The sequence below is a fragment of the Acetobacter sicerae genome (assembly GCF_011516765.1).
Taxonomy (GTDB): Bacteria; Pseudomonadota; Alphaproteobacteria; order Acetobacterales; family Acetobacteraceae; genus Acetobacter; species Acetobacter sicerae.
In genome coordinates this window covers 206,482-231,726 of sequence record NZ_JAAABN010000002.1, presented here as the reverse complement: position 1 = coordinate 231,726, position 25,245 = coordinate 206,482, and the positions used below count along the sequence as shown (strand labels likewise).

At 57.0% G+C, this 25,245-nt stretch carries 22 protein-coding genes and 1 tRNA gene; 12 read left to right on the top strand and 11 right to left on the bottom strand.

The window, feature by feature from the left end; all coding sequences use genetic code 11:
* Nucleotides 1–4 precede the first annotated feature (4 nt).
* From GVI59_RS03615 to GVI59_RS03605, 3 genes are all read left to right on the top strand, one after another.
* The gene (locus tag GVI59_RS03615) at nt 5–1,075 is read left to right on the top strand and encodes an ABC transporter substrate-binding protein (RefSeq protein ID WP_173572932.1); all 1,071 of its coding nucleotides are present in this window, start codon (nt 5–7) and stop codon (nt 1,073–1,075) included.
* Nucleotides 1,076–1,136: 61 nt separating this feature from the next.
* Nucleotides 1,137–1,757 carry a cupin domain-containing protein gene (locus GVI59_RS03610; protein WP_173572931.1) on the top strand — a complete coding sequence of 207 codons (621 nt, stop codon included), beginning with the start codon at nt 1,137–1,139 and terminating at the stop codon, nt 1,755–1,757.
* A complete protein-coding gene (locus GVI59_RS03605; RefSeq protein WP_173572930.1) occupies nt 1,729–2,814 on the top strand; it encodes an ABC transporter ATP-binding protein in 1,086 nt (361 codons plus the stop codon). Before GVI59_RS03610 ends, GVI59_RS03605 begins: the two co-directional genes overlap by 29 nt.
* Nucleotides 2,815–2,831: 17 nt before the next feature.
* On the opposite strand, the gene GVI59_RS03600 is transcribed toward GVI59_RS03605, so the two are convergent.
* Genes GVI59_RS03600 through GVI59_RS03565 form a run of 8 tightly spaced genes read right to left on the bottom strand, consistent with a single transcriptional unit; the run spans nt 2,832 to nt 12,252 of the window.
* Complete coding sequence (locus GVI59_RS03600) at nt 2,832–3,797, bottom strand: ABC transporter ATP-binding protein (protein WP_173572929.1); 966 nt, start codon at nt 3,795–3,797, stop codon at nt 2,832–2,834.
* Nucleotides 3,794–4,807, bottom strand: coding sequence for an ABC transporter ATP-binding protein (locus GVI59_RS03595; RefSeq protein ID WP_173572928.1), 1,014 nt, complete (start codon nt 4,805–4,807; stop codon nt 3,794–3,796). Before GVI59_RS03595 ends, GVI59_RS03600 begins: the two co-directional genes overlap by 4 nt.
* The gene (locus GVI59_RS03590) at nt 4,797–5,771 is read right to left on the bottom strand and encodes an ABC transporter permease (protein WP_173572927.1); all 975 of its coding nucleotides are present in this window, start codon (nt 5,769–5,771) and stop codon (nt 4,797–4,799) included. Before GVI59_RS03590 ends, GVI59_RS03595 begins: the two co-directional genes overlap by 11 nt.
* Entirely contained in the window at nt 5,771–6,760 is a 990-nt protein-coding gene (locus tag GVI59_RS03585; protein ID WP_173573058.1) for an ABC transporter permease, read from the bottom strand. Before GVI59_RS03585 ends, GVI59_RS03590 begins: the two co-directional genes overlap by 1 nt.
* A gap of 14 nt (nt 6,761–6,774) precedes the next feature.
* Complete coding sequence (locus GVI59_RS03580; RefSeq protein ID WP_242012922.1) at nt 6,775–8,562, bottom strand: ABC transporter substrate-binding protein; 1,788 nt, start codon at nt 8,560–8,562, stop codon at nt 6,775–6,777.
* Between the two features lie 39 nt (nt 8,563–8,601).
* Nucleotides 8,602–9,243 carry an SCO family protein gene (locus GVI59_RS03575; protein WP_173572925.1) on the bottom strand — a complete coding sequence of 214 codons (642 nt, stop codon included), beginning with the start codon at nt 9,241–9,243 and terminating at the stop codon, nt 8,602–8,604.
* The gene (gene polA, locus GVI59_RS03570) at nt 9,243–12,023 is read right to left on the bottom strand and encodes a DNA polymerase I (protein WP_173572924.1); all 2,781 of its coding nucleotides are present in this window, start codon (nt 12,021–12,023) and stop codon (nt 9,243–9,245) included. The genes GVI59_RS03575 and polA overlap by 1 nt, the downstream gene beginning before the upstream one ends.
* 13 nt (nt 12,024–12,036) lie before the next feature.
* Complete coding sequence (locus tag GVI59_RS03565) at nt 12,037–12,252, bottom strand: zinc-finger domain-containing protein (protein WP_010666503.1); 216 nt, start codon at nt 12,250–12,252, stop codon at nt 12,037–12,039.
* A 71-nt stretch (nt 12,253–12,323) separates the two neighbouring features.
* On the opposite strand from GVI59_RS03565, the gene GVI59_RS03560 reads away from it, so the two are divergent.
* Nucleotides 12,324–13,451, top strand: a complete 1,128-nt coding sequence (locus GVI59_RS03560) for an alpha/beta hydrolase (protein WP_173572923.1) — start codon at nt 12,324–12,326, stop codon at nt 13,449–13,451.
* A gap of 72 nt (nt 13,452–13,523) precedes the next feature.
* A tRNA-Arg gene (locus GVI59_RS03555) sits at nt 13,524–13,600 on the top strand.
* A gap of 378 nt (nt 13,601–13,978) precedes the next feature.
* Here the strand turns inward: GVI59_RS03555 and GVI59_RS03550 are convergent.
* Nucleotides 13,979–15,175, bottom strand: a complete 1,197-nt coding sequence (locus tag GVI59_RS03550) for a CDP-glycerol glycerophosphotransferase family protein (RefSeq protein ID WP_173572922.1) — start codon at nt 15,173–15,175, stop codon at nt 13,979–13,981.
* A gap of 37 nt (nt 15,176–15,212) precedes the next feature.
* Nucleotides 15,213–15,677 (bottom strand): adenylyltransferase/cytidyltransferase family protein, encoded by a 465-nt coding sequence (locus GVI59_RS03545; protein ID WP_173572921.1) that lies wholly within the window; start codon nt 15,675–15,677, stop codon nt 15,213–15,215.
* A 364-nt stretch (nt 15,678–16,041) separates the two neighbouring features.
* Between GVI59_RS03545 and GVI59_RS03540 the strand changes: the two genes are divergently transcribed.
* On the top strand, nt 16,042–16,710 hold the full coding sequence (locus GVI59_RS03540; protein ID WP_173572920.1) for a glutathione S-transferase family protein: 669 nt from the start codon (nt 16,042–16,044) through the stop codon (nt 16,708–16,710).
* Between the two features lie 32 nt (nt 16,711–16,742).
* Here the strand turns inward: GVI59_RS03540 and GVI59_RS03535 are convergent, their stop codons facing one another.
* Nucleotides 16,743–17,639: a LysR substrate-binding domain-containing protein gene (locus GVI59_RS03535; RefSeq protein WP_173572919.1), complete on the bottom strand. Its 897-nt coding sequence runs from the start codon at nt 17,637–17,639 to the stop codon at nt 16,743–16,745.
* A gap of 109 nt (nt 17,640–17,748) precedes the next feature.
* Here GVI59_RS03535 and GVI59_RS03530 point away from each other — a divergent pair, with 109 nt between their 5' ends.
* The 6 genes from GVI59_RS03530 (at nt 17,749) to nadC (ending at nt 25,003) form a co-directional block, all read left to right on the top strand.
* On the top strand, nt 17,749–18,522 hold the full coding sequence (locus tag GVI59_RS03530; RefSeq protein ID WP_173572918.1) for an SDR family oxidoreductase: 774 nt from the start codon (nt 17,749–17,751) through the stop codon (nt 18,520–18,522).
* A gap of 114 nt (nt 18,523–18,636) precedes the next feature.
* Entirely contained in the window at nt 18,637–19,824 is a 1,188-nt protein-coding gene (locus tag GVI59_RS03525; protein ID WP_173572917.1) for a low temperature requirement protein A, read from the top strand.
* Between the two features lie 92 nt (nt 19,825–19,916).
* Entirely contained in the window at nt 19,917–22,052 is a 2,136-nt protein-coding gene (locus tag GVI59_RS03520) for an FUSC family protein (RefSeq protein ID WP_173572916.1), read from the top strand.
* Between the two features lie 61 nt (nt 22,053–22,113).
* A complete protein-coding gene (locus GVI59_RS03515; RefSeq protein ID WP_173572915.1) occupies nt 22,114–23,028 on the top strand; it encodes an NUDIX hydrolase in 915 nt (304 codons plus the stop codon).
* Nucleotides 23,029–23,128: 100 nt separating this feature from the next.
* On the top strand, nt 23,129–24,109 hold the full coding sequence (gene nadA / locus GVI59_RS03510) for a quinolinate synthase NadA (protein ID WP_173572914.1): 981 nt from the start codon (nt 23,129–23,131) through the stop codon (nt 24,107–24,109).
* Nucleotides 24,110–24,148: 39 nt separating this feature from the next.
* Complete coding sequence (gene nadC, locus GVI59_RS03505; protein ID WP_173572913.1) at nt 24,149–25,003, top strand: carboxylating nicotinate-nucleotide diphosphorylase; 855 nt, start codon at nt 24,149–24,151, stop codon at nt 25,001–25,003.
* Nucleotides 25,004–25,245: the final 242 nt, after the last annotated feature.

Sequence of the window (25,245 nt, the reverse complement as noted above, 5' to 3'; positions counted from 1 at the left end):
CATCATGAAGACTGACCGTTTTTCCATGGTTGCAAAGACTCTTGCCTGTTCTGCTCTCGCACTTTCCCTTGCGCTTCCTTCTCTCGCGCAGGCTGAGGATGGAAAGCTGAGTTACCTGACATGGTCGGGATATGAACTGCCGGAATATGATGAAGCCTATCTGAAAGCGCATCCGGACGCGGTCACTATTTCAGTCTTTGGTGATGATGACGATGCTTTTACAAAACTGAAAGCGGGCTTCCGGCCTGATCTGGCTCACCCCTGTTATGACAAGATCGCCCGCTGGCAGAAAGCCGGAATGATCGAGCCGATCGATACGACAAAAATCAAAAACTGGGACAATATCTTTCCCATTTTCCGAAATCTTCCCGACATTCAGGCCGGAGATGGAAAAGTCTGGATGGTCCCGTGGGACTGGGGCAACACGTCCATTCTCTATCGCACCGATCTGCTACCTGACGCTGAACAGAGCTGGAATCTGCTGTGGGATAAACGCTACGCAGGTCGCATGGCCACGATCGACGCTGTCCATGACACACCCGTCGTCGCAGCGCTTGTGGCAGGGGTCAATCCATTCGACCTCAGCCCTGCCGATCTCGACAAGGTCGCCGACAAACTGCGTGAACAGCGTCCTCTGATGGCGGCCTACACAACGGATATGACGTCTGTCGAGCAGTCATTGGCCAGCGGCGCTTTCGTGGCCGCCATGACATGGAATGCATCCGCCGTGACGCTGAAGAAACAGGGCGTGCCGGTCGCATTCATGCACCCCAAGGAAGGTATGCTGACATGGGCCTGTGGCTTTGTGTTCATCAAGGGCATGAAGAACAAAGACCTTGCTTATGACTTCATCAACAGTCGTCTTGAAGCCTCTTCAGGGAAACACCTGATTGAAAACAACGGCTATGGATCATCAACTTCAACCGCGTTCGCAGCCGAGACACCAGAGAAGCTGAAGGAACTGGAACTCCCGGCCAATCCGGAAGACATGCTGAAAAAGACTGTCTTTACCGGTCCGATGAAGCAGGCCGAAGAACTGGCGAAAATGCTTGAGAAGATCAAGGCCGGCGGCTGAAGCCGGAAACGGGCCTTCTCTTTTAGTCAGAGGGGAAGGCCGGTTTCGCAAGGAGCATGGGATGACAGCGGATTACATCGCGCGCGGTGCGGAAGTCTCGGAAGCTGATATCCTGATTGGCCGTAGGCTGCGCGCCCTTCGGCTGGAAAAGGGACTGTCTCTTGCTGAACTGTCAGGACGGGCAGGAATATCTGTTGGTGCGCTCAGCCAGATTGAAAGAGGCCTGTCTTCCCTGCGCGTCAAGGTGATGTGGCCTCTTGCGGCAGCCCTGTCAGTAGAACCGGAAGAACTTGTTTCAGACGGGGGTGAGCCTCGGCACGATCTCTACTGTGTGCCAGCCAGCGCCCGCAAGACGCTTCCAGTCTATTCCGAGGGGATCAGCAAGAGTCTGCTTTCTCCTCCGTCGGCGGCTCTGACCGGCATGCTGGTCGTGGTGGAGCCGGGTGCTACATCCGGATCATATACGCATGCGGGGCATGAATTCGGATATATTGTATCAGGCCAACTGATATTGTGGATTGATGGCGTTCATTACCGGTTGGGAAAAGGTGACAGCTTCGCCTTCCGGAGCTGCCTCGATCACTCTTTTTCTAACAATACACAGGATGTTGCTGAAATTCTGTGGGTCAATACGAGTAAACCGGAGAAAGATCATGAGCGCGGGACCACTTCTCAGGCTTGATAGTGTGAACAAGGTCTTTCCGGGTGGTTCGGTTGGCCTGGACAGTATCAGCCTTTCGATAGAGAGAGGCGAATTCCTCAGTCTCCTTGGGCCTTCCGGATGTGGAAAGACAACCACTCTCAGGATCATTGCCGGTTTTGAGGTTCCGACCTCAGGACGTGTGCTCCTTGACGACAAGGACATAACGCCGCTTCGTCCTTTTGATCGTCCGGTGAACACGGTTTTTCAGGATTATGCGCTGTTTCCCAACATGAATGTGCAGGAAAATATCGCGTTCGGTCTGATGCTGCGGGGGATGTCCGGACGTGATCGGGCGCGTAAAGTAAAGGAAGCTCTTGAGCTCGTGGGGCTACCCGACAGGGCGAAAGCACAGATCGGGAGTCTGTCGGGTGGCCAGAGACAGCGTGTGGCGCTGGCGCGGGCGCTCGTCTGTGAGCCACAGTTGCTGCTGCTGGATGAACCGCTTTCTGCTCTGGATGCCAGCCTGCGTGAACACATGCAGAATGAACTTAAGCGGCTGCAAAAGGAACTGGGGACCACCTTTGTCATGGTCACGCATGATCAGACGGAGGCTCTGTCGATTTCCGACCGGATCGCCGTCATGAATAAAGGTCATATCGAACAGATTGCGGACCCCGCCACACTGTATGACCGGCCAGCTTCAAAATTTGTCGCGGGCTTCATCGGCACGACCAATCTTCTGCCGGGCGTGTTTCTTCAGCGTGAGCCGACGGGCATACGGTTTCAGGTCGCTGGTGACTGGAGGCCCGTGGTGACCGGCTCTACGGAGCTGGCCGCCATGGCGGGAACCAGACTGACGATTGCCATACGTCCGGAAGATATCGTTCAGATGAGAAAAGGAGATCCGGATACGTTTCTGGGGGAGATCAGCTCGATAGCTTTCCACGGGCACAGCCTCAGACTGCTGGTAAAGCTGGGAAGCTCCAGTCTTTGGGTCGATGTGCCTCGCGACCGGGTTGAAACGGATATACGGGAAGGCGCTGTTATTGCTCTGGGACTGAGAGCGGGTGCGTGTTGCCCGTTACTTGCTGCCTGACAGAAAGCCTGAGCAGATCAGAGATTCGGAAAATGGCAGGACACTTCGTGTCCCTCGTCAATGGAGCGGAGGAGGGGCGCTTCTTCAGAGCAGCGTTTCTCCGCTTTCGGGCAGCGTGTGTGAAAGCGGCAGCCGGAAGGCGGAGAAACCGGTGACGGCACATCACCATGCAGCAGGATACGCCGGTCACTGGCCCCGATGACCGGTTCAGGGACAGCAGAAATCAAGGCGGCCGTGTAGGGATGCGCCGGACGCTGCATGACCGTGTCGGTGTCGCCAAGTTCCACGATGGCTCCGAGATACATCACCGCCACACGCGTTGAGATCTGCCTGACCACGGCAAGATCGTGCGCGATGAAAACGTAGGTGAGGCCAAGCTGTTCCTTGAGATCGGTGAACAGATTGACGATCTGGGCCTGCACCGACACATCCAGCGCGGACACCGGTTCATCCGCCACGATCAGACGTGGAGAGAGAGCCAACGCGCGGGCGATGTTGATCCGCTGGCGCTGTCCACCGGAAAACTCGTGTGGATACCGGGCAAGAGCGGAACGCGGCAGACTTACGAGGTCCATCAGTTCATCAAGTCGGGCCTCGATCACCTGACGGCTGCGTTTCTGGCCGTTCTTATCAGGATGGACCCGTAAAGGCTCGGCCAGAAGATCGCCGATCCGTCGTTTGGGATTGAGCGCGGCATAGGAATCCTGAAAGACCATCTGCATCTGTCGCCGCACGGGACGCAGGGCGCGCTCATTGGTTCTGGAAATATCCTGATCCTCGAACAGAATAGTGCCGGAAGTCAGATCTGTCAGACGCAGCAGGCAACGCCCGAGGGTGGATTTGCCGCAGCCGGATTCCCCCACAAGTCCCAGCACTTCACCGGATCGTACAGTGAGCGACACGTTGTCCAGAGCCCGTAATGTCTTGCCCCTAGGCAGACGATAATCCTTGCGGAGTTCAATGGCTTTCAGAATATCCGTCATGCCTCGGCTCCGTGGAGAATACGCGGAGGCAGCGCTTTTCCTTCACCCGGCAGAATGCAGGCGACATCCTGTTCGGCAAACCGAACAAGCGGCGGCAGGACCGAGCAGGCGTCATGCGCATAATGGCAGCGTGGCGCGAAGGCGCAGCCAGGGGGGCGTTCCAGCGGGGCAGGGGGCACGCCCGCGATGGACGGCAGACGCATGGGGCGTGGGCCGGTCAGCGGTGGGATGGAATCCAGAAGCGCCGCCGTGTAAGGGTGCGCCGGTTGGGTAAAGATCGCGGATGCAGGCCCACGCTCGGCCACACGCCCGGAATACAGCACCATCACATGGTCGCAGGTCTCCGCCACAACGCCCATATCATGCGTGATGAGCATGACGGCCGATCCGTAATCAGTGCGGAGATTCCGCAGAAGATCAAGAATCTGCGCCTGCACGGTTACGTCCAGCGCTGTGGTCGGCTCGTCGGCGATCAGCAGGGCCGGATTGCAGGACAGCGCCATGGCGATCATCGCACGCTGGCGCAGGCCGCCGGACAACTGGTGTGGATAACGGTTGGCGGTGCGTTCGGGGTCCGGCACGCCCATGTCGCCAAGCAGTCGGACCGTGCGTGTGCGGGCCTCGGACTTTGAGACGCGCTCATGCACGCGGATCGCCTCATCGATCTGCCAGCCGATTGTGTAAACTGGCGTGAAGGCCGTCATCGGGTCCTGAAAGATCATCGCGATTTCGCGGCCGCGTATGTGCCGGAACGCTTTCTGGGGCAGCGTCGTCAGTTCCTGGCCTCGGAACCGGACGGAGCCCCGCAGACTGACGCCCGGATCGTCGATCAGGCGCATGATGGCCATGGCCGTCACGCTTTTGCCAGAGCCGGATTCTCCAACGATACCAAGGATTTCCCGTTCGCACACGGTAAACGAGACGTTCTCGATGATCGGCACATCACGACCGCCCGAGCGGAAGCTCACACAGAGGTCGCGCACGTCGAGAAGGGGAGCATCACCGGCCATCGCGCACTCTCGGGTCGAGGAAGATGTAGATCACATCGACCAGCGCGTTCGCCAGCACGACGAACACGGCGGAATACATCACGCTGGCCATGATAAGCGGCAGATCGAGCGCCGAGAGCGCCTGATAGGTCAGCCGCCCGACGCCCTGAAGACCGAACACCACTTCCGTCAGCAGCGCGCCGCCGCCGATTAACTGGGCGAAATCCATGCCGAACAGGGAGACGAAGGTGATCATGGACGTCCGCAGCCCATGCACCAGCAGCACGCGCGTCGGGGATAGCCCCTTGGCGCGGGCCGTGCGCATGAAATCCTCGCCGGACACGGTGACAAGGTCCGAGCGCAGCACACGGGCATAGACGCCGATAAACAGCACCGCGAGCGTGCACCAGGGGATAATCAGCGCCTTGAACCAGCCGACCGGGCTTTCCGCAAACGGCACATAACCGAGCGCGGGCACCCATGAGAACAGCCATGTGTCGTGATAGCGCGCCTGCGTGATGAGATTGGCGACCTGTCCGAGCCAGAAGACCGGAATGGAGATACCGATCAGCCCGATGGCCATCAGCGTCCGGTCGATCCATGTGCCGCGAAACGCCGCCGCGACCGTACCCATGAGAATGGACACCACCACCCAGATCACAGCGCCACCGGTCGCCAGTGACAGCGTGACGGGCGCGGCCTTGATCAGTTCAGGCACGACCTTTTCGCCACGATTGGCGTAGGAGGTCAGATCCTGTGTGATGAAGAGCTTCTTCATCATCGTCGCATACTGGACGGGCAGGGGACGGTCGAACCCGTATTCCTGCCGCACCTTGGCGATGGTCTCGGGAGAGGCGTTCTTGCCGGCGATGCGTGAGGTCGGGTCCGCGCCCGGTGTGGCGAAGAACACCAGAAACACCAGCACGGAAATGCCGAACAGCACGAAAACGGTCTGACCGAACCGCTGGAGAAGGGCTTTCAGCATTACGCCCCCCTCTTGCTGGTCTCGCGCACGTCCAGCGCATCCCGCAGTCCATCGCCCAGCACGTTCAGCGCCACCACGACGATGACAATGGCCAGACCCGGCGCGATGGCGACCATCGGTCGGGAGTAGATCAGCCCTTCGCCATCCTGAATGATTGTGCCCCATGAGGCTGTCGGGGCCTGCACGCCGATGGACAGGAAGGAGAGAGCGGACTCAGTCAGCAGCGCGAAGGCCGCCAGCAGGGGAGTCAGCACGACAATGGAACTCGCCACATTCGGCAGGATGTCCACCACTAGAATACGCCAGCGCGGCACGCCGAGGCTGCGGGCCGCCATCACGAAATCGGCGTTCCGCAGCGCCATCACACGTCCCCGGATCGGGCGGGCGGCATAAGGCATATAGACCAGTGCGATGATGGCGATGGGGATAATCAGATTGTCAGCTTCCAGCTTGATCGGACCGATGTGCAGTCCATCACTGATGGTCACGATCGAGAGCGAAATGGCGAACAGATAGACCGGCACGGCCCACATGATGTCCATGATGCGTGACAGCACCATATCCACGATGCCGCCGAAAAAGCCCGCGAGAATGCCGACAACGCTGGCGATGACGATGCACAGCGCCGCCGCCGCGAAGGAGATCAGCAGGGAAATCCGGCCGCCATACAGCAGACGCGCCGCCACATCGCGGCCCTGACTGTCAGAGCCGAGCATGTAGGCGGACGGATTCCATGTCGGACCAGCGGGCGTCAGACCAAGATGCAGCGGATTGTCATTCGGCTGCATGATGTCGATGGTTTTTCCGTCCAGCATGAACGAGCCAGCGACATTGGCGCGGAACGGATCTGTGTGGGCGATGTGGTGAGCGTAGAACGGCGCGAGCAGGCTGAGCAGCACCATGAGGCCCAGCACGCCCAGCGCCACCATTGCCGCACGATTACGCGACAGCGCCCGGAACGCGCTGCGCCATGGACCGGGGGGAGCCATGTCTTGTGCACCACTCACGGCGCATCTCCCGCACGGCGCAGCTTCATCTGCGAAAAAACGGCTTCATAAATCGGTGTATCGAATACGCCATGTACGCGGGTGGAGGTCAGCGCCACGCGCCTTGTCTGGTCAAGCGGCACAGCCGGAGCCTGCGCCATGAGCGCGCGGGACGCTTCGGCCCACAGCGCATCGCCCGCTTTCTGGTCGGTCAGCGAGACTTCAGCCGCCCTGTCCATCAGCGCATCCAGTTTCGGGTCGCAGAACTGGGAGGCGTTGATGGAGTTGCTCGAATGCGGAATGAACGTCGCGCAGGAGAACAGCGTGCGCAGGAAGGAGGATGCGGACGGATAATCCGCGCTCCAGCCGGTCAGACCGATCTGCATCTTGTTATCGCTGTTCTGGATATAACTGAATTCGATCACCGGCGTGATGGGGCGCACGGAGGCGACGTAGCCCAGATCGACCAGCGTAGCGCGGATTTCATTGGCGATAGCGCCCGAGCCGCCCGAACCCGGTGTGACGATGACGACCTTCTGACCTTTTGTGCCGCTTTCCTCAACCAGCTTTTTCGCCAACGCGAGATCGGGTTCTTTCCACTCGGGCGCTAGATGTTCCGGGGACGCGCCCTTTGTGTAGGCGCAGCCCGGCTCATATCCCGGTGCGCCTGTCGGCAGCATCTGGCAGGCCGCCGTGGAGACCGCCGGACCTCCATTGTAGATCACCACAGCCTTGCGGTTCAGCGCGTAGTTCAACGCCTGTCGCACACGGAGATCGTTGAACGGGGGAAGATTCACGTTCAGCGCGGCGTAATAGATGACGAGCTGGTCTATCAGTTTCACACGATCGGAAAAGCGTGCGCCGATTTCCGCCTGTCGGTCCAGCGGCACGCTCTCCAGCATCCAGTCATACTGGTTGTTCTCAATGGCCGTGACAGCGGCTTCCGGGTCCAGTCCAAAGGAATAATGGATTTCGTCGGGATAGCCTGCGGGCTGGGCTACCGCATCCCATTGCCGGAAGTAGGGATTTCGCTCCATCTTCAGACCGGAATTCGGTTCGTAAGAGACGATTTTGTACGGACCCGTGCCGAGGGGCGCTTCGTTGCCGGTATCGTGTGACGGTGTGTCGGCAGGCAGGATGGAGGCGTGCTGGAACGCCAGCCGGTCGAAAAACTCGGCGTCCGGATGCGTCAGATGAAAGGTGACGGTCCACGCCCTGCCGTCAGCCTCCACACCACCGGCGAGCGTGCAGTGCTCGGCATCTTTCAGGCATGCTTCTCCGCCGACGATGTGACTGTAATACGGCCCTGCGGTCGGGCTGTTCACCTTGAAAATCCGCTGCATGGAGGCGACTACGTCATCTGGTGTCACTTCCTTGCCGTTTGAAAAACGGATGCCGTGACGCAGATGAAACACATAGGTTCGGCCGCCGTCCTGCGGTTCCGGCAGGGCTTCCGCAAGATCCGGAATGGCGTGGCTGCTGAGTTTGCTTGGTGTTTTGGCGAAGGTGGTCAGCCCGTCATAGACGATGGCTTCCATCTGGTAGGTGATGTGAACGTAGCTGATCTGCGGGTCGAGCGTTCCGCCCGAGTTCTCCGCTGTTATGCGAAGGATACCGCCTGTTTCGGGACTGTCCGGCGCGCCGGGTGCGACGGTTGCGGCTTGAAGCGGCGTTGCGCCCAGCACCAGACAGCAGGCCAGCGCGGAAAAGGTGAGACGTCTTGCTATTCTGATGTCTGACGCAGGGCGCTGTTGTTTCAGGAGAAAAGAGGATGAGAGAGCGCCCGTTGCATCGCGAAAGAACAACGGGGTTCGGAAAGAAAGTCGAAAACCGCGGAGCATCCGTCAGTGCTGCTCCAGAAGAGCACGGAGGCGTTTTTCCATTTCATCGGCGCTGGCTGCGGTCTCGATCGTTCCGGCGTAGCGTCCTTCGGGATTCATGATGACAATGCGCGGAGAGACTTCGTAAGTATATTCCCAATAAGAATCAGGGTGTTTCACGATTGGGGCGTGATATTCTTTAGCGACGGCCTCCAGTGTTGCCGGGGCGGCGGTGCCGGTGATGATCTTCGCGTTGAATTTCAGGGCGTACTGCCGCAGATTCATGGCAAGGTCACGGTTCGGATCAAGGCTGATGAACAGAGGCGCGAATAGCTTGCGGCTCGGATCGACAGCCTGAAGCGCTGCGCTCAGACGTGTGAGAGCGGGGGTGCAGGCATCATCCGTGCAATGGATCGCCCCGAACATGACGAGCATCCACCGTCCGCGGAAATGCGAATCGGTCATGGTTCCGTCCGAGGAATCCATCAGACGGAAACTGCCGCCCACCTCATTGCCGTTTGAGGAGACAACCGGCCCCATGGCGTCCGAAGCCCTGTAGGCGACATAGCCGCCGACACACGCCAGAAAGGTGATCGTCAGAGTAATGATCAGACCCGCTCTGCCAGATTTCTTTTTCGGACCGGACGGGGGTGTGGAAGTGTTCATCAGTGTGCCTCGGCCCAGTTGGCTCCAATGCCGGTTTCGACAACCAGCGGCACGGGCAGATCCGCCGCGCCTTCCATCATTTTCTTTACCAGCGCTGCGGTCTCATCTGCCGCACTCTTTTCCACTTCGAACAGAAGTTCGTCATGCACCTGTAGAAGCATGGTGGCAGGCAGACCGGCTTCCGCCAGAGCGTGGGGCAGGCGGACCATGGCGCGCTTGATGATATCCGCAGCGCCACCCTGTAACGGCGCGTTGATCGCCTGCCGTTCGGCATAGGAACGTTGCGCGCCGTTTTTCGCTGTAATGCCGGGAACATAGCAACGACGTCCGAGGGGCGTCACGACATAGCCGTGCGCCTTCGCTTCGATCTTCCGTTCGTCCATATAGTCCCGGATGCCGGGATAACGGGCGAAATAGGCGTCGATATAGGCGCGGGCTTCACCCATGGAGATGCCGAGCTGTCTGCTCAGACCGAAGGCTGAAATGCCATAGATGATGCCGAAATTGATGGCCTTGGCGCGCCGACGGGTCAGCGGATCCATGCCTTCAAGCGGCACACCGAACACCTCGGCGGCGGTGCGGGCGTGAATGTCCTGTCCCAGAGCGAACGCCTCCCGCAATGTCGGCACATCCGCGACACTGGCCAGCAGGCGTAGTTCAATCTGGGAATAGTCGGCGGACAGCAGGACCTTGCCTTCTGGCGCGATGAAGCTCCTGCGGATCTGCGCCCCTTCCTCCGTGCGGACAGGAATGTTCTGAAGGTTGGGATCGTTCGAGGACAGGCGGCCGGTGGTGGTGATGGCCATCTGGAAGGTGGTGTGAACCCGGTTTGTCGCCGGGTCCATCTGCTTGAGCAGAGAGTCGGTATAGGTGCTTTTCAGCTTGGAAAGCTGACGCCAGGCGAGAATCTTTGTGGGAAGTTCCTGTCCCTGATCGGCCAGATCCTGCAGGACGGAGGAATCCGTGCTCCATGCGCCGGTCTTCCCCCGCTTGCCGCCGGGAAGACCCATTTCATCAAACAGGATTTCACCAAGCTGCTTGGGTGAGCCGACATTGAAAGTGCGTCCGGCCGCCGTGTGAATTTCTTTCTCGATAACGCCCATACGACCTTCGAAATTCTCCGAAAGACGGCGCAGTTCATGAGCATCGACCTTGATACCGGTCTGCTCCATGTCGCTCAGCACAGTGATCAGCGGGCGCTCATAGCCCTCATACAGAGCCAGCGCCCTGTTGGTGCGCAACTGGGGATGCAGCTTCAGCCACAGACGCAGGGTCACATCGGCATCTTCGGCGGCGTAGGCTGTCGCCTTGTCCAGCGGCACCTGCTGGAAGGGGATACGATTACGGCCTGTTCCCGTGACCTGATCGTAGGTGATCGGCACATGACCCAGATGCAGCTTCGAGAGTTCATCCATGCCCTGACCATGCAGGCCAGCCGACTGGGCGTAGGAGATCAGCATCGTGTCGTCGATTGGGCCGATCGGAGCCGCGTTCGCGCCACGGAACACGAGTATGTCGAACTTGGCGTTCTGGAAAATCTTGAGCACGGATGGGTCCGTAAACAGCGGCTCAAGCGCAGCCACGGCTTCCGATACGGAAATCTGATGTCCGACAGGCGCTTCCAGCGTGCCTTCATGCAGCAGCGGAACATAGCAGGCCCGACCCGGAGCCGTCGCCAGCGAGAGGCCGACCATGCGGGCCTTCAGGGGATCGAGGCCATCCGTTTCCGTGTCCACGGCGCAGACACCGGCAGCGCGGGCTTCTGTGACCCATTTCTCCAGCGAGACAAGATCCGTGACGGTTTCATAGCCGCTATAGGGAACCTGCTCGGGAGGAGGCGTTGCGGCAGAGTGGGCGCCACCGTTGGCGAAGCGCATCGCTGCAGCGGACGCCGCCTGCGCCAGAGGTTTGCCGTCGCCAAGTCCGAACCGATGACGGATCGAGCGGAAACCCATCCGGTCGAGCCAGTCGCCCAGAGCTTCCTCATTCGGCTCCTGCACGGCCATATCGGCTACGGGAACGGGCAGAGGGACATCATTTTTCAGCGTAACCAGCTTGAGCGAAACGCGAGCGGCTTCCGCATGCTCGATCAGCGAGTCACGACGCTTGGATTTCTTCATGTCCGGCGCGGCGGCCAGCACGGCCTCCAGATTACCGAACTCGCTGACCAGCGCGGAGGCCGTTTTCGGGCCGATCCCCGGTATGCCCGGCACATTGTCTGTCGGATCGCCCATCAGGGCCTGCACGTCGATGACCTTATCCGGCCCAACGCCGAACTTGGCCTCGACTTCCCCGGCCCGGATCGGTTTCTGTTTGATGGGGTCCATCATCTCGACCTGCGGACCGATGAGCTGCATCAGATCCTTGTCGGAGGAAACGATGGTGCAGTAACCACCGGTCTGTTCGATGAAGCGGGCATAGCTGGCGATCAGATCGTCCGCCTCGAATCCTTCAAGCTCGATTCCAGGCACGCCGAAGGCCGCGGTCGCCTCACGGATCAACCCGAACTGCGGGATCAGATCTTCCGGTACGTCCGGTCGATGCGCCTTGTACTGCGCATAGATCTCGTTGCGGAACGTCACCCGTCCGGCATCGAAAACGACCGCAAGGTGTGTGCCGACATGCTCCCGCATCAGGCGGGTCAGCATGTTGCAGAAGCCATACACGGCGTTGACCGGCACGCCTTCCGGGTTGCTCATGGGAGGGAGGGCGTGAAAAGCCCGGAAGATGAAACCACTGCCATCCACCAGAATCAGGTGGGGCATGCCCGCTTTGTTCATAGAGTAAAAAACCTCAGTGCGCGCTGTCCGGCGTGGCGTTCGGGTCCAGCACGAACAGGCGGGAGCAATAGGGGCAGAATGTCTGGTCGCCGCCGATCTTCAGCCAGACCTTGGGGTGTCCGAGCGCTCCCAGACCGCCGTCGCAGGAAATCTTGCGGTTCTGCACGATCACTGTTTCGACATGGCCGAGCCGGGGCCGTGGGGTCGGATTGGTAGGCTGAATAAGCATGAACATGATCCTGTGAGATGGTCATGGGACCGGCTTCAGGGAGACACACCGGTTGGCCTGTCGGGTGCGCGATGATACGCATGAACGCCGTGAGTTCAAACCACCCGCACGCTCTTTTGTCTGGCTTTCATCATATCATGCGATTTTCAGGGCGACTGGCGACCTTAATTCTGGCGGCGCTAACATTGGCGGGATGCGCCCGTGAACCGCATATCAGGGTGCCGCCCCGTTACGCAGAATATGCCCGGCTTGTGCCACCCGACCGTGTGCTGACGCTGTCTGATCGCGCTCATATTCCTCTCCGTATCTGGCCTGCCCGGGGCGCTGAAAGAGGCGTGATTCTGGCGCTGCATGGTTTCAATGACAGCCGTGACGCCTGGGAGACGACAGCGCCAGCATTCGCTCAGGCAGGTTTCAGCGTCTGGGCGCCGGATCTGCGAGGCTTCGGCGCTGCTCCAGATCGTGGCGGCTGGGTCGGTTCAGATCGTCTCGCCGACGATGTGCGAGAAGAACTGAAGCAGCTTGCGATCGAGCATCCGGGGAAGCCTGTCTGGCTGATGGGTGAGAGTATGGGCGGTGCTGTTGCGATGGTTGTCGCCAGCCATCCGACCGGCCTCCCTCTTTCCGGTGTGGTGCTGCTGGCGCCCGCCGTCTGGGATACAGGCCCGCTGGGCAGGGCATCCGCCCATCTTCTGGCCGCCATTGCGCCGGAGGGCAGTGTCTCAGGGCGGGAACTGCCGGTTCATGTGGTGGCGAGTAATAATATCGAGGCGCTACGACGGCTCTATTTCGATCCTCTGACGCTCCACGTCACGAAGTTTGTCGCATTGCAAGGGCTCGTTGATCTGATGACGCAGGCGGCCCATGCGGCAAAATGGCAGAAGCTCCCGACACTGGTTGTGTATGGAGACCGTGATCAACTCGTTCCGGCGCAGGCCATGGCTGAGGCGTGGAGGCGTTTCCCGTCTTCGGTAAGGCGGGATCTGATTCCCGGCGGTCATCATCTGCTGCTGCGGGAGAGGGCAGGGAGGCGCGTTACGGTGGATATTCTGTCCTGGCTGGATCAACCGGATGCTCTGCTGCCATCTGGAGGCGATGTTTCCGCTGGAGTGTGGGCTGCTGAACAGGGGAGCGGACAGGACGTGAATGCGCCCTTCGGCTTGTTGCCGTCTGAGATGGACAGGCTGTCTCTTCCGTGATGGCGAAGGTTTTTGTGGGAGTGTTTACCCTCTTGGCAAACACAGCCTGTCTGCTGTAGTAAGGCGCGCAGTGGACCCGTAGCTCAGCTGGATAGAGCGTTGCCCTCCGAAGGCAAAGGTCACGCGTTCGAATCGCGTCGGGTCCGCCATGAGATGCAGGAAACTATGCAAGACCGTTGTTTCCGACAGAGATTAGACAACCAGCGATAATTATTGGCCATCGGATTTCGCGATGGGCGGCTGTGATACGCAGGCAACTCATCAATCATGAGGCTTGCGTTCCGTATTTCCTTTCATCAAAAGGTAATACGGAACAATCAGAGACTATTTTTCCGCACAAACATCCGGTGGATACGATACGTGCGCCGTATTTATCTATCCGTTCCGCATCGATGCTCCAGTAAAGTGCATAATGTCCATTGCTTTCAGGAAAATCCCTGTGTTGAGCAGTCAATTTCCTGTTTAAGATCACTCGCCATGCGGTAACATTGTGAGTGATCTTAAGGAAAAATATTTTGAGAAATGATTTATTGTAAAATGGTCATTTTCTTATCTGTTTGTTTTTCAACAAGATCCCACAAAATCTTTGCTATCATTTCACAGGAGGTGAGGGTGTCTGTGCTGAATAGAGCCTGCAGGCATTTTTTACGATTATGCGTTTGCTGGTCGTCTTTCAGGCACGTTTCTAACAAGACTGTTGCGTTTGCATCAGGGCCAATCACGGCAGGAAGAGGAAGATGGTCAAACCAAGCCAGGGGAGTGTCGTTGCCTTTATTGGAATGTTCAAGAATTAGAATTGGTCGGTCTAGGTGAAGATAATCAAACATAAGAGAAGAGCAGTCTGTAATAAGGCATGAAAATCTGTGAAGATCCGGATAAATATCAATATCTGGCGACAGAAAAATGACACCTTCATGATTATCTGTATCTCGAGACTGGAAGTTTATTGTGTCATAGGGGTGAGGTTTGATAACAAGCTGGCATCCATTGTCTCTTGCGGTGGTCGTCAGTTGGTTGATCAGTTCGGGACGGCTCCATAGAGGCGTCATGCCTGCCGAAGTAAATGTAGGAGCCCAGAGAATATAGTTTTCTGCGTCAGATAAAAGGGTATCCGCTGTATTGATACGTTCCGCCTTGGTTGCGTTGCGCAGCAGAACTTCGTTTCTTGGGAGCCCGGCACGAATGACATACTGAACGCCAAAAGCCGCCTGCCAGAAATTATCCAGTCTTTCCGATGGACTCAGTATGACGTCAATGGAGATGGCTCCAAGCGTCTGCTCTATCCAGGTGGTGTCGACCAGATTATCTGCGTTGGCTTTTATCATATCCAGTGGTTTGATGGAAACGCCATGCCAGAGCTGAATATGAATTGCGCCTTTGAGCGCTGCACGCATAAGAGGATTTTCGACGCTTTCAAAAGTATTGATGCAATGTACAGCGACTGCCGCCTGCATAAAAACAGATAGGATCTGACCAACATCCCCGTTCATATTAAGAACATGTAAGCCCTCATCAGCAAGGCGGGTGCAAAGTTCCGTATTGGAAGAACACCAGATAGCCAGAACATCCTGACGGGCAGACATATTCAGGAAAAGATATTTTGAGTTGTCAGAAAAATGATGACGACCAAAAAACAGGATAATCGGAGTTTTTTTGGTTTTTTCTGAAATGGTCTCCAGACCGTGAAGATAGCGGCTTGCTTTCTGTGTATTCTGATCGTTCATTGTGAAATTTACCTTTCTCTATTTTCTTTGTAGTGCGTTAAAGTAAATGATTTTGTAAAAGTGTATCGCGTGCGCTCCGGAGTTGATTTTCCAGGTTAACAATCTGCTGGCGATTTATGTTTTCAAATGTCTTTTTAATATCCGTTGTGGATATGTTTTCCGTTCTGGGGAGGTAATGAACAGTGCACATGGTATCCAGATCGTCGAATCTGCCTTCCCAGTCGCTTCCCATGACCAGAATGTCGGCTTTCAGGCGTTCGATATCCAATTTTTTCTGTGCCCAGTTTTCTTCAGGAAAAACGCCATCCACTTCCTTTATGGCGGCGACAATGGCGGCTCGCTGTTCATAAGGAATGATGCTGTTTTTGCCTTTGATGGCGTTAAACTCGTCGGAAGAGACGCCAACATACAATCGTTCTCCCAAAGCGCGTGCCCTTTGGAGAAGACGAACATGACCTATATGAAAGAGATCAAATGTTCCATAAGTCAAAACCGTTGTCACATAAACCTCTTATCATGTGCGTATGCTGACACGCTCCGTCATGTGAGGAGTTGTAATGACCCAGTATGGATAATTTTTTAACGGCTCGCCGATAGGGTTGGAATATGTGTTTCACCTTGGGCGTATTATCGCAGGTTACAGTTCTGTCTCATGTATCAAAGTCGTCCGGCGCTAGAATGCGTTTCCGGTGTATTGACGAAATACATGATTTTAAACGAGAAAAATCCATTTCAATCAGACGGGGTTCGCACTGCAGACGTTCCATTGTCCGGAAAATATGGATCATTTCTGTCTGTGTTTGGCTGCCAGTCTGTTCTGATAGATGCTATAGCCAGACTGTTCATCGCCAGCAGGGAGCATTTTCATGAGCGAAGGCCGTCTTGTCATAGGCACCAAGCGTTATTCTTCATGGTCCCTGAGAGGGTGGCTGCCGGTAAGGCTCGCAGGCCTAAATGTCTTGGAAGAAGTCATACCGCTCCGTCAACCGGACAGTAGTGCGCGGATAGCGCAGGTTTCTCCTAATGGTAAGGTTCCATTTCTGGAACATCGCAACGTAAAGATATGGGACAGTCTGGCGATTGCCGAATATTGCGCAGAACTTGAGCCAAAGCTCTGGCCTGAAAATCAGGACGCGCGCGCGATGGCGCGGTCCGTCTCTGCTGAAATGCATTCAGGATTTCAGGGCGTTCGCTCCGCAATGCCGATGAATCTAGGAAGAATTCAACGTCCACTTAAAGAACCTCTGTCGGATGCGATAACAAAAGATATTGCCCGCATTGATTCAATCTGGACGGAAGCGCGGCGTAATTTTGGCGGAAGCGGGGACTATCTTTTTGGTCGCCATTTTACCAATGCAGATGTTGCATTCGCTCCGATTGTCGCACGTTTTCTCAGTTATGATATTAATGTTTCTGATGTATCGCGGGCTTATATTGAATCTGTTCGCAAGCATCCTCTGATGGAACGATGGTATGAGGAGGCGGATCGCGAGCCAGAGGAATGGCTGGTCGATGCTTTCGAAACCATTGAATAAAAGAGAAAATATCTGAAGTATTGATTAAATGACTAAATCTGTTTTTTGATCAGATTGATAATCCAGTCAACAAAAACACGAAGCCTTGATGATCGATGACGCCTCTCTGGATACAAAAGAGACAGAGGCAAAGGGGGCGCCCGCCAGTCGGGCATGACCTCGACCAGTTCGCCATTGGCAAGGTGAGCTGCAACGTCATAGGCCGGAATCTGAATCAGGCCAGACCCTGCCACGCAGCAGGCAATCAACGCTTCGGCGCTGTTGACCGTGACACGTCCTTGTACGGGACAGGTCTTTGATTCACCGCGATGAACCCATTCCCATTCTTCGATTCGTCCTGTCGCGGGAGAAGCGTAGCGAATGACCTGATGGTCAGGAATATCCTGAGGAGTATGTGGAACACCGTAAGTCTTCAGGTAGAGCGGACTTGTGACATTGATGACCTGCAGATCAGCAATATGACGCGAAATCAGACTGGAATCCGCCAGCATACCGACCCGCAACGCGCAGTCTACTCCATCTTCCGTCAGATTGACGGAGCAATCCGTCACGCCCAGCTGGATGTCAATTTCCGGATAAGTGGCAAGAAATGTGGGAAGCGCCGGCGCAACAATCAGGCGTCCGATACGTCCCGGCATCTCGACCCGTAGAATGCCTCGCGGAGAACCATGCTTCTGCTGAAACAGGCTTTCCGCATCTTCTATGTCGGCAACCAGTTGCAGGGCCCGCTCATAAAACACCTTTCCATCGGTCGTGGGTGAGACAAGTCTGGTAGTGCGGGAAAAAAGTCGCGTTCCCAACCTCGTTTCAAGCTGCTGGATGGCGGTTGAAACACTGGAACGCGGCAAATTCAGCGACCCGGCGGCCCGGGAAAAATTCTCTGTCTCCATCACTCGTATGAACACACGTAACAGATCGATCCTGTCCACCAACCTACTCCTTATTGTTCGTCATTCTTGATCAGTGTTGCCTGAAATCAAGTGATTTTTCGTGAAATTTCGAACGCTAAAATGAGAGACGTTGATAGGGAGATATTTCATGACCGATCATAGTCTTAAAGGTAAAACCGCGCTGATTACCGGCGGCGCGAAAAATCTCGGCGCTCTGATTGCACGCGACCTCGCCGCAAATGGGGTCGCGGCCATCGCCATTCATTATCATGGCCCGGAAGCGGCCGGCGACGCGGAAAAGCTTGTATCCGAACTCAAAAATCAGGGCGTCGAAGCTGTGGCGCTTCAGGGAGATCTGACGACAGCAGACGCCAATACCAAACTGTTCAGGGAGACTGTCGCCGCCATTGGTCGTCCCGACATCGCCATCAACACCGTTGGTAAAGTGCTGAAAAAACCGATCCTCGACATTACCGAGGACGAATATGACAGCATGTTCGCCATCAACAGCAAGGCCGCGTTCTTCTTCCTCAAGGAAGCCGGCAGGCATGTAAATGACAACGGCAAGATCGTCACCATCGTGACATCGCTGCTTGGCGCCTACACGCCGTTCTATTCCACCTATGCCGGTTCAAAAGCGGCCGTGGAACACTTCACCCGTGCAGCGTCCAAGGAGTTCGGTGAGCGTGGTATTTCCGTGAACGCCATCGGTCCCGGACCGATGGACACGCCGTTCTTTTACGGACAGGAAGGCGCGGACGCCGTGGCCTATCACAAGACAGCGGCGGCTCTGTCGCCCTTCAGCAAAACCGGCCTGACCGACATTGAGGACATCGCGCCTTATGTAAGGTTCATGGTTTCGGAAGGCTGGTGGATGACGGGGCAGACCATCCTCGTCAACGGCGGCTATACGACCAAATAACGCCGTCGCAGCATAAAGGGCTCTGGACGAAGAACGCCTTATCCTCTCTGGTATGAACCGGAAGGAGGGCGCTACGTTCAGAGCCCTTTGTCATTCTCTCTTTACGGACGCTTCATGTCGCAGGACACAGCCAGTCACCATCCTTTCCTCCGCACCCGTGACGGTCACCACGCCGCAGTCACAAACGAAGAACTCTTCTTTGATCTGGTCTATGTCTTTGCCATCACGCAGCTCAGCCACGGGCTGCTGCACCACCTGTCGCTGTTCGGAGCCTTCCAGACTGCGGTGATCTGGCTCGCCGTCTGGCTGGGCTGGCAATATACCGGCTGGTTCACAAACTGGTTTGACCCGCGCCTGCCTGCCGTCCGGGGCGTGTTGTTCGTCACCATGGTGCTCGCCCTGCTCATGGGATCAGCGATCGCGGATTCCTTTGCGGAGCATGGTCTGCCTTTTGCGCTCTGTTTCGCGGCCATGCAGGTGGGACGCAGCGCTTTCGTCGTTGCGTGGCTGCCTCGCAATCATCCGCTTGCACCGAATTACCGACGGATCCTTGCCTGGATGCTGGTCTCCGCCGTGTTCTGGCTGACAGGCGGAGTGGCGTCGGACCCGGTGACCCGAGTGACGTTGTGGTGCATCGCCGCGCTCTGCGAATATGTCTCCCCGATGTTCGGTTTTCCTTTTCCGGGGCTGGGCCGATCCAGCTCGAAAGACGACTGGACAATTGAGGGCGCGCACCTCGTCGAGCGCTGCCAGCTTTTCGTGATCGTGGCGCTGGGTGAGGGGATCATGGCGACAGGTCTGTCCATGGCCGAAAACCAGAACTGGACACCGGTTTATCTCGTCGCTTTCGTCATCAGTTTCTTGGGAACGATGGCCATGTGGTGGCTGTATTTCGGCACATCTGGCGAGGCCGCAAGGCACAGGATCACGCAGGCCGATGATCCGGGAAAAATGGGTGCGACCATTCATTATCTCCATGCAGTGCTGATTGCGGGCATTATCGTGACGGCGGTGGGAGCGGACCTGCTGATGGAAAATCCGCTGGAGGAGGCAAGTCTGTCTTCCGTCATGGTCATGACGTCCGGGCCGGTGCTCTACCTGCTGGCCAGCATTCTCTATCGCAGGATTGTCTCAGGTTTTTTCGCCCTGTCACACATTGTCGGGATTACAGTCCTGTTGCTGCTGATCCCTTTCGGCCTGCATTTTTCCCGTCTCACGGACGCCATTCTTGTGACTGGGGTGATGCTGGCGCTTGCGTGGGGTGAACAGCGTAACGAGGCCCGAAGCGTGCTTGAGGACTGACTCGCTGTCTGTGGCTTCGACGGCATGTTTTTTCGTCACGATTTTGTGTTTGCGCGATGGAGGTGGGCACAGCTTCGTGGCAGTATGGGAGAATGCCATCTCCCCCCGCCGTCCCGTTGTTGAGTCGTTGCCTTGATGCTCTGACACTCAACCCATCGGCGTTCGCGTGGCTTTTCGCACCAAAACTTACGTCGGTTGGATTTTCACTCCGCACTACCTTTGCCTCGCTGCTGGCCCTCGCCATCGCGTTCTGGATGGAGCTTGGCCAGCCGCAATGGGCGGCCATGACGGTCTGGATCGTGGCGCAGGGAACGAGAGGCGAAAGCATCTCGAAAGGGCGCTGGCGGGTTGTGGGCACGCTGGCCGGGGTGGCTTCCGCCGTTGCTCTTGTGTCGATGGCGCCGCAACAGCCCTGGCTCTTTTTTCCGCTTCTGGCGATCTGGGTCGGACTGTGCACGGCGCTTGGCACACTGGTGAACAACTTCCGCAGTTATGCCTTCGTGCTGACGGCCTATACCTGCGCGATCGTCGCGATTTCAGCCGTGGATGCTCAGGACAGGATCTTCGAGATTGCCGTGTCACGCGGCACCTACATCCTGCTTGGCGTCATCTGCGAGATGGTGGTCGCGGCCATTTTCATCCCCGATGTGGCGACGGGCGCGCAGAAGGCCATTCGTTCCCAGTTGCGTGAAATCATTTCCCGGTCTTCAGGAGCCGTAAGAGCCATCCTCCTGCGTCAGTCGCCAGCAGCAAGCGATTTGCATGAGATCTTTTCATTGGCGCTGACCCTGAATGACCGAATGGAATTCAGTGCGATCGAAGCTGGTCGAAATGAACCTCTGGTACGGTCAGCCCGCGCCGTTCTCGGACAGGTGACACGTCTGACGTCCCGAGGTGTCGGGATGCGAAGCCGTCTTGCCGCCACCGGCAATATTCCAGGTGGCATATCGCAAAAAATGCTTGCTGACGTGGCGGCATTTTTCGAACGACTGCCTGAGGAACTGGATCATGCTGCTGCACCGGAAAAACTACGGCAGGATGTCTGGACTCTCCAGAAACGGTGTCAGGCCGGAATAGAAAGCACACTGGGTGTCGAAGAGGGAGAAAAGGAAACGGCCCTGAACGACCGGATCGTTCTGCAGGGGCTGGCTCTGCTGCTTGGAGAACTTGAGCATCTGCTCGGATGTTACGCGGGTGACATGCGTGAGACGACCCTTTCAGCGCGTTTCAGGCTTGTGCGCCCACCCGACTGGGGGGCGACATTCGCCAACGGGATACGCTCCGCTCTGGCTGTTCTGCTGGGCGCCATGATCTGGGAAGTGACGGCCTGGTCTTACGGCGCGCTTTTTGTCACCTTTGTCGCCGTGGTCTGCGCCCGCTTCGCCTCCTTCAGCAACACCGTGATCGCAAGCCGCAATTTCCTGTTCGGGGCCGTCTGGGCAGTTGCTCTTTCCATCGTGCCGGTCTTTCTCGTCATGCCGGTGACGGCGGATTATCCCGTGCTGTGTCTTGCTGTCGGCGTGCCGATGATCATCGGCGGACTGGCTGCGCGTAATCCCGCCATTGCAGCGCTTGCCGCCTCTTTCGCCAACTTCTTTCCCTACATGATCAGCCCGGAAAACCATTTCCGCACGGATGAGATTCACTGGTTCAATACAAGCCTCGCCCTGCTTGCGGGGCTGGGCTTCGGCGTGCTGGTCTTCCGGCATATCCTGCCTTTCAGCCTGCCAGCTTTCATCAGCAGTTTTCGCGCGCATGTCATACGATCTCTTCATCGTATTGCCGAAGATAGCAGGCGTATTGGAGAGCCGGTGTGGGTCGGGTTCATTGTCCGGAACATGGAGCAGCTTATCGCCAATGGCAGAGGGCTGGTGTCCCCGGAGATGGACGGATTGTTGAAAGGTGCGTTCTCGGCGATGACCATGGGGCGCAATCTCATGCAGTTGCGACATTCCGCTCTGGACGTCCGCATGCCCTCGCAGGCTCAGCTTGTTCTGACGCACATGTTTGAGGCGTTATCACCGTCTTCCCGTTCGGTCTCAGCCATGACTGTTCTGGTGGAACGGACACTGGACACCCTGTTGCAGGTTGAAAAAACCGCAATGGGTGTGGGACGTGAGCAGGTGACAATGGCTCTGGGCTGCCTGATGATCGTGCGTATGGAGCTGCGATACAAGAATCTGCTGCTGGACCCGGACTATATCGCCGACCTCAAGGCCTGGAGTTGAGCCCCATGCAGGCTGTCGTAACTGTTGCGGGCGATGACAGAGGGCGGTATCGGCCTGTTCCATGAATGAAACAGCGCATTGCAGAACTGAACTGGTGGCCGTGGTGCTTGGGCTGGACACCATTGCCGCGAAAGAGCCTCAGCTCTGTGTTCTCACGACAGGAGAAGGCGACGGGTTCCCCTCAGGTCCGTTGCAGGCCGGACAGGCTTCCCTGCAACGCAGTCTTCGCCACTGGGTTGAGAACCTGACCGGGTTCCGTCTGGGGCATACGGAGCAGCTTTATACCTTTGCTGATGCAGAGGACGGTTTCGGCAATCGGGCTGTGCGGATTTCCTATATGGCTCTGGCGCGTTCCTCCGCAGAAATGGCGTCATGGCAGTCTGTATATGCGTATTTCCCTTGGGAGGACCGGCGATCGGAGGCGACGCAGGAGTTTCTGATCCCGCTCGTCAGGCATATGAAAAGCTGGGTGTCCGACAATGAAAGGCGGTTGTCGCGTTGTTCTGTTGCGTTCGGTCTGGATGGCCATGAATGGAACGATGAGCTTGTGCTCGACCGCTATGAACTGCTCTGGGAGGCTGGCCTTCTTCCCGAAGCAGGATCATGGGAAGGAAGCAGGGCGGCGCTGTTCGCAGGCTCTCTGGGGCGCGCCATGAAGCATGATCATCGCCGTATTCTGGCGACGGCGCTTTCACGGATCCGCGCCAAAATTCGTTATACGCCAGCCGTCTTTGATTTCCTGCCTGAGGATTTCACCCTTCTGCAACTTCAGCAGGCGATGGAAACGCTGGCAGGTCGCCGGATGCACAAACAGAATTTCCGGCGTCTGGTGCAGCATCAGTCGCTGGTGGAAGAGACCGATCTCTTCGATCCGTCGGGGCAGGGGAGACCGGCACGGCTTTATCGTTTCTGCAAGGCGTCCTCCCAGAACTGTTACCTCGCCGGAGCCAAGTTGCCTTTGCCGCCACTTGTCTGAGAGATTCCTCGCTGAAAAGTGTGGCAATGTTCACTTGAGGTAATCGGTTTCAGTCTCTATATGCTCAAATTGAGCATAATGATGAGGCAGGCCCGATCCGATGACAACGCTCCTCGCGGACTCCCGAGATACTCTTTTCCAGCCTGTTGCCGGAGTGATGGCGCGACAGGACTGGGAGCGGCTTTACGCGGACGATATCGAGGCGATCCTGCGCCTGAAACGCGAGAAAAACGCCGTTATTCTGGCGCATAACTATCAGACGCCCGAAATTTTTCACTGTGTCTCCGATATTCGCGGAGACAGTCTGGCGCTGGCGCGGGAAGCCTGTGATCTGGATGCGGACGTCATCGTGATGGCAGGCGTTCACTTCATGGCGGAAACCGCCAAGCTGCTGAATCCCGCCAAAAAAGTGCTGATTCCGGATACGCTGGCAGGATGCTCTCTGGCGGAGGGGATTACGGCAGACAATGTCCGGGCTCTCAAGGCGGCTTATCCCGGCGTTCCTGTCGTGACCTATGTGAACAGCACGGCAGCCGTTAAGGCCGAAACCGACATCTGCTGCACATCGGGCAACGCTAGAAAGGTTGTCGAGAGTGTGGGCGTGCCGCGCGTCATCATGATCCCGGACGAATTTCTGGCGAAAAATATCGAAGCGGAAACAGGTATCGAAATGATAACCTGGCCTGCGCATTGCGAGGTTCACGAGCGCTTCACGCCAGAGGAAATCCGTCAATATCGTCGCATTCATCGCGGCGTTGTTGTTATTGCGCACCCCGAATGTCCGCCGGAAGTGGTCGCCGAAGCCGATTTTTCCGGCTCAACGGCGCAGATGATCGACTGGATCGCTCGGGAAAGACCTGAAAAAGTGCTGTTGGTGACGGAGTGTTCCATGAGTGACAATCTGTCGCTGCTCTATCCGGACACGCGGTTTGTGCGTCCCTGCAATCTCTGCCCGCACATGAAACGCATCACTCTGGCCGGGATCAGGAGGTCTCTGGAAACCCTCCAGACGGAAGTCACCATTCCTGCGGAGTTTCAGGAGCCTGCGCGTCGGGCTGTCGAACGCATGCTGGCTATCTGAGAGGTATCGAGATTTTTCTTTGCACATCAAGGTGATCTTATGAACGCAGCCTATCTTCCACCGATCATGTGGGAACCGATGGTCCGGGGCGCACTGCTGGAGGATTTCGGTACAGGTGGCGATGTCACTACGGAAGCGCTCGGACAGTCGGACGTTATTCTGCGAGCTGTTTTTCGTGCGAGAAAAACGGGCGTGATCGCAGGTCTTCCCGGTGCGGCGCTGGCGTTTTCCCTGCTCGATCCATCTGTTCAGTTCGATACCGTGGTCGAAGATGGACGGCAGGTGGAAGAAGGAGAGACAGTCGCCACGGTCAGCGGACCGGCCCGCGCCATACTCGGAGGGGAGAGAGTGGCGCTGAATCTCCTGTGTCATCTTAGCGGCATTGCATCGACCACGCGCTTCATCGTGGACGCCATTCAGGGCACGAAAGCCCGCGTCTGTTGCACGCGAAAGACTCTCCCCGGTCTGCGGGCTTTTCAGAAATATGCAGTGCTCGCAGGTGGTGGCTCCAACCATCGTTACCGGCTTGATGACGCTATTCTCATCAAGGACAATCATATTGCGCTCTGCGGCGGCAGTATCACAGCGACGCTCGACGCTGCCCGCAAGCGGGCGGGACATCTCATGAAGATCGAGCTCGAAGTTGATACGCTGGAACAGCTTGAGACGGCGCTGAAGCACGGTGGGGCCGATGCGTTTCTGCTCGATAACATGAGCCCCGATCAGTTGCGGAAAGCTGTTGAGATGATCGACGGAAAGGCTATTGCTGAGGCCTCTGGCGGCATCAGGCCCGAAACGGCAAGGATCATAGCGGAGACTGGCGTTGATATCCTGTCTCTGGGTTGGCTCACGCAAACGGTGACCGCTCTTGATATCGGGTTGGACGCCGCGTAGGCCAGATCTACCTGTTCCGAAACTTCATGGCTTTGTGAGTTGCCGACCTGCCTTATGCAGGTGCGGCAACTCAAGAAAGCTGAAGCTGTCTGGCGAGAACGCTTCTGCCAGTATCATTCATGGTTACAATAAAATGATTGGGCCGACTGCGACCCGATAGCCGATAATCACTTCGCCAGGGGCGTAAACTCGCTTGCGCTCTGATGTGCTGGTCACGTCTGCGCCGAAGAAACTTCAGGCTG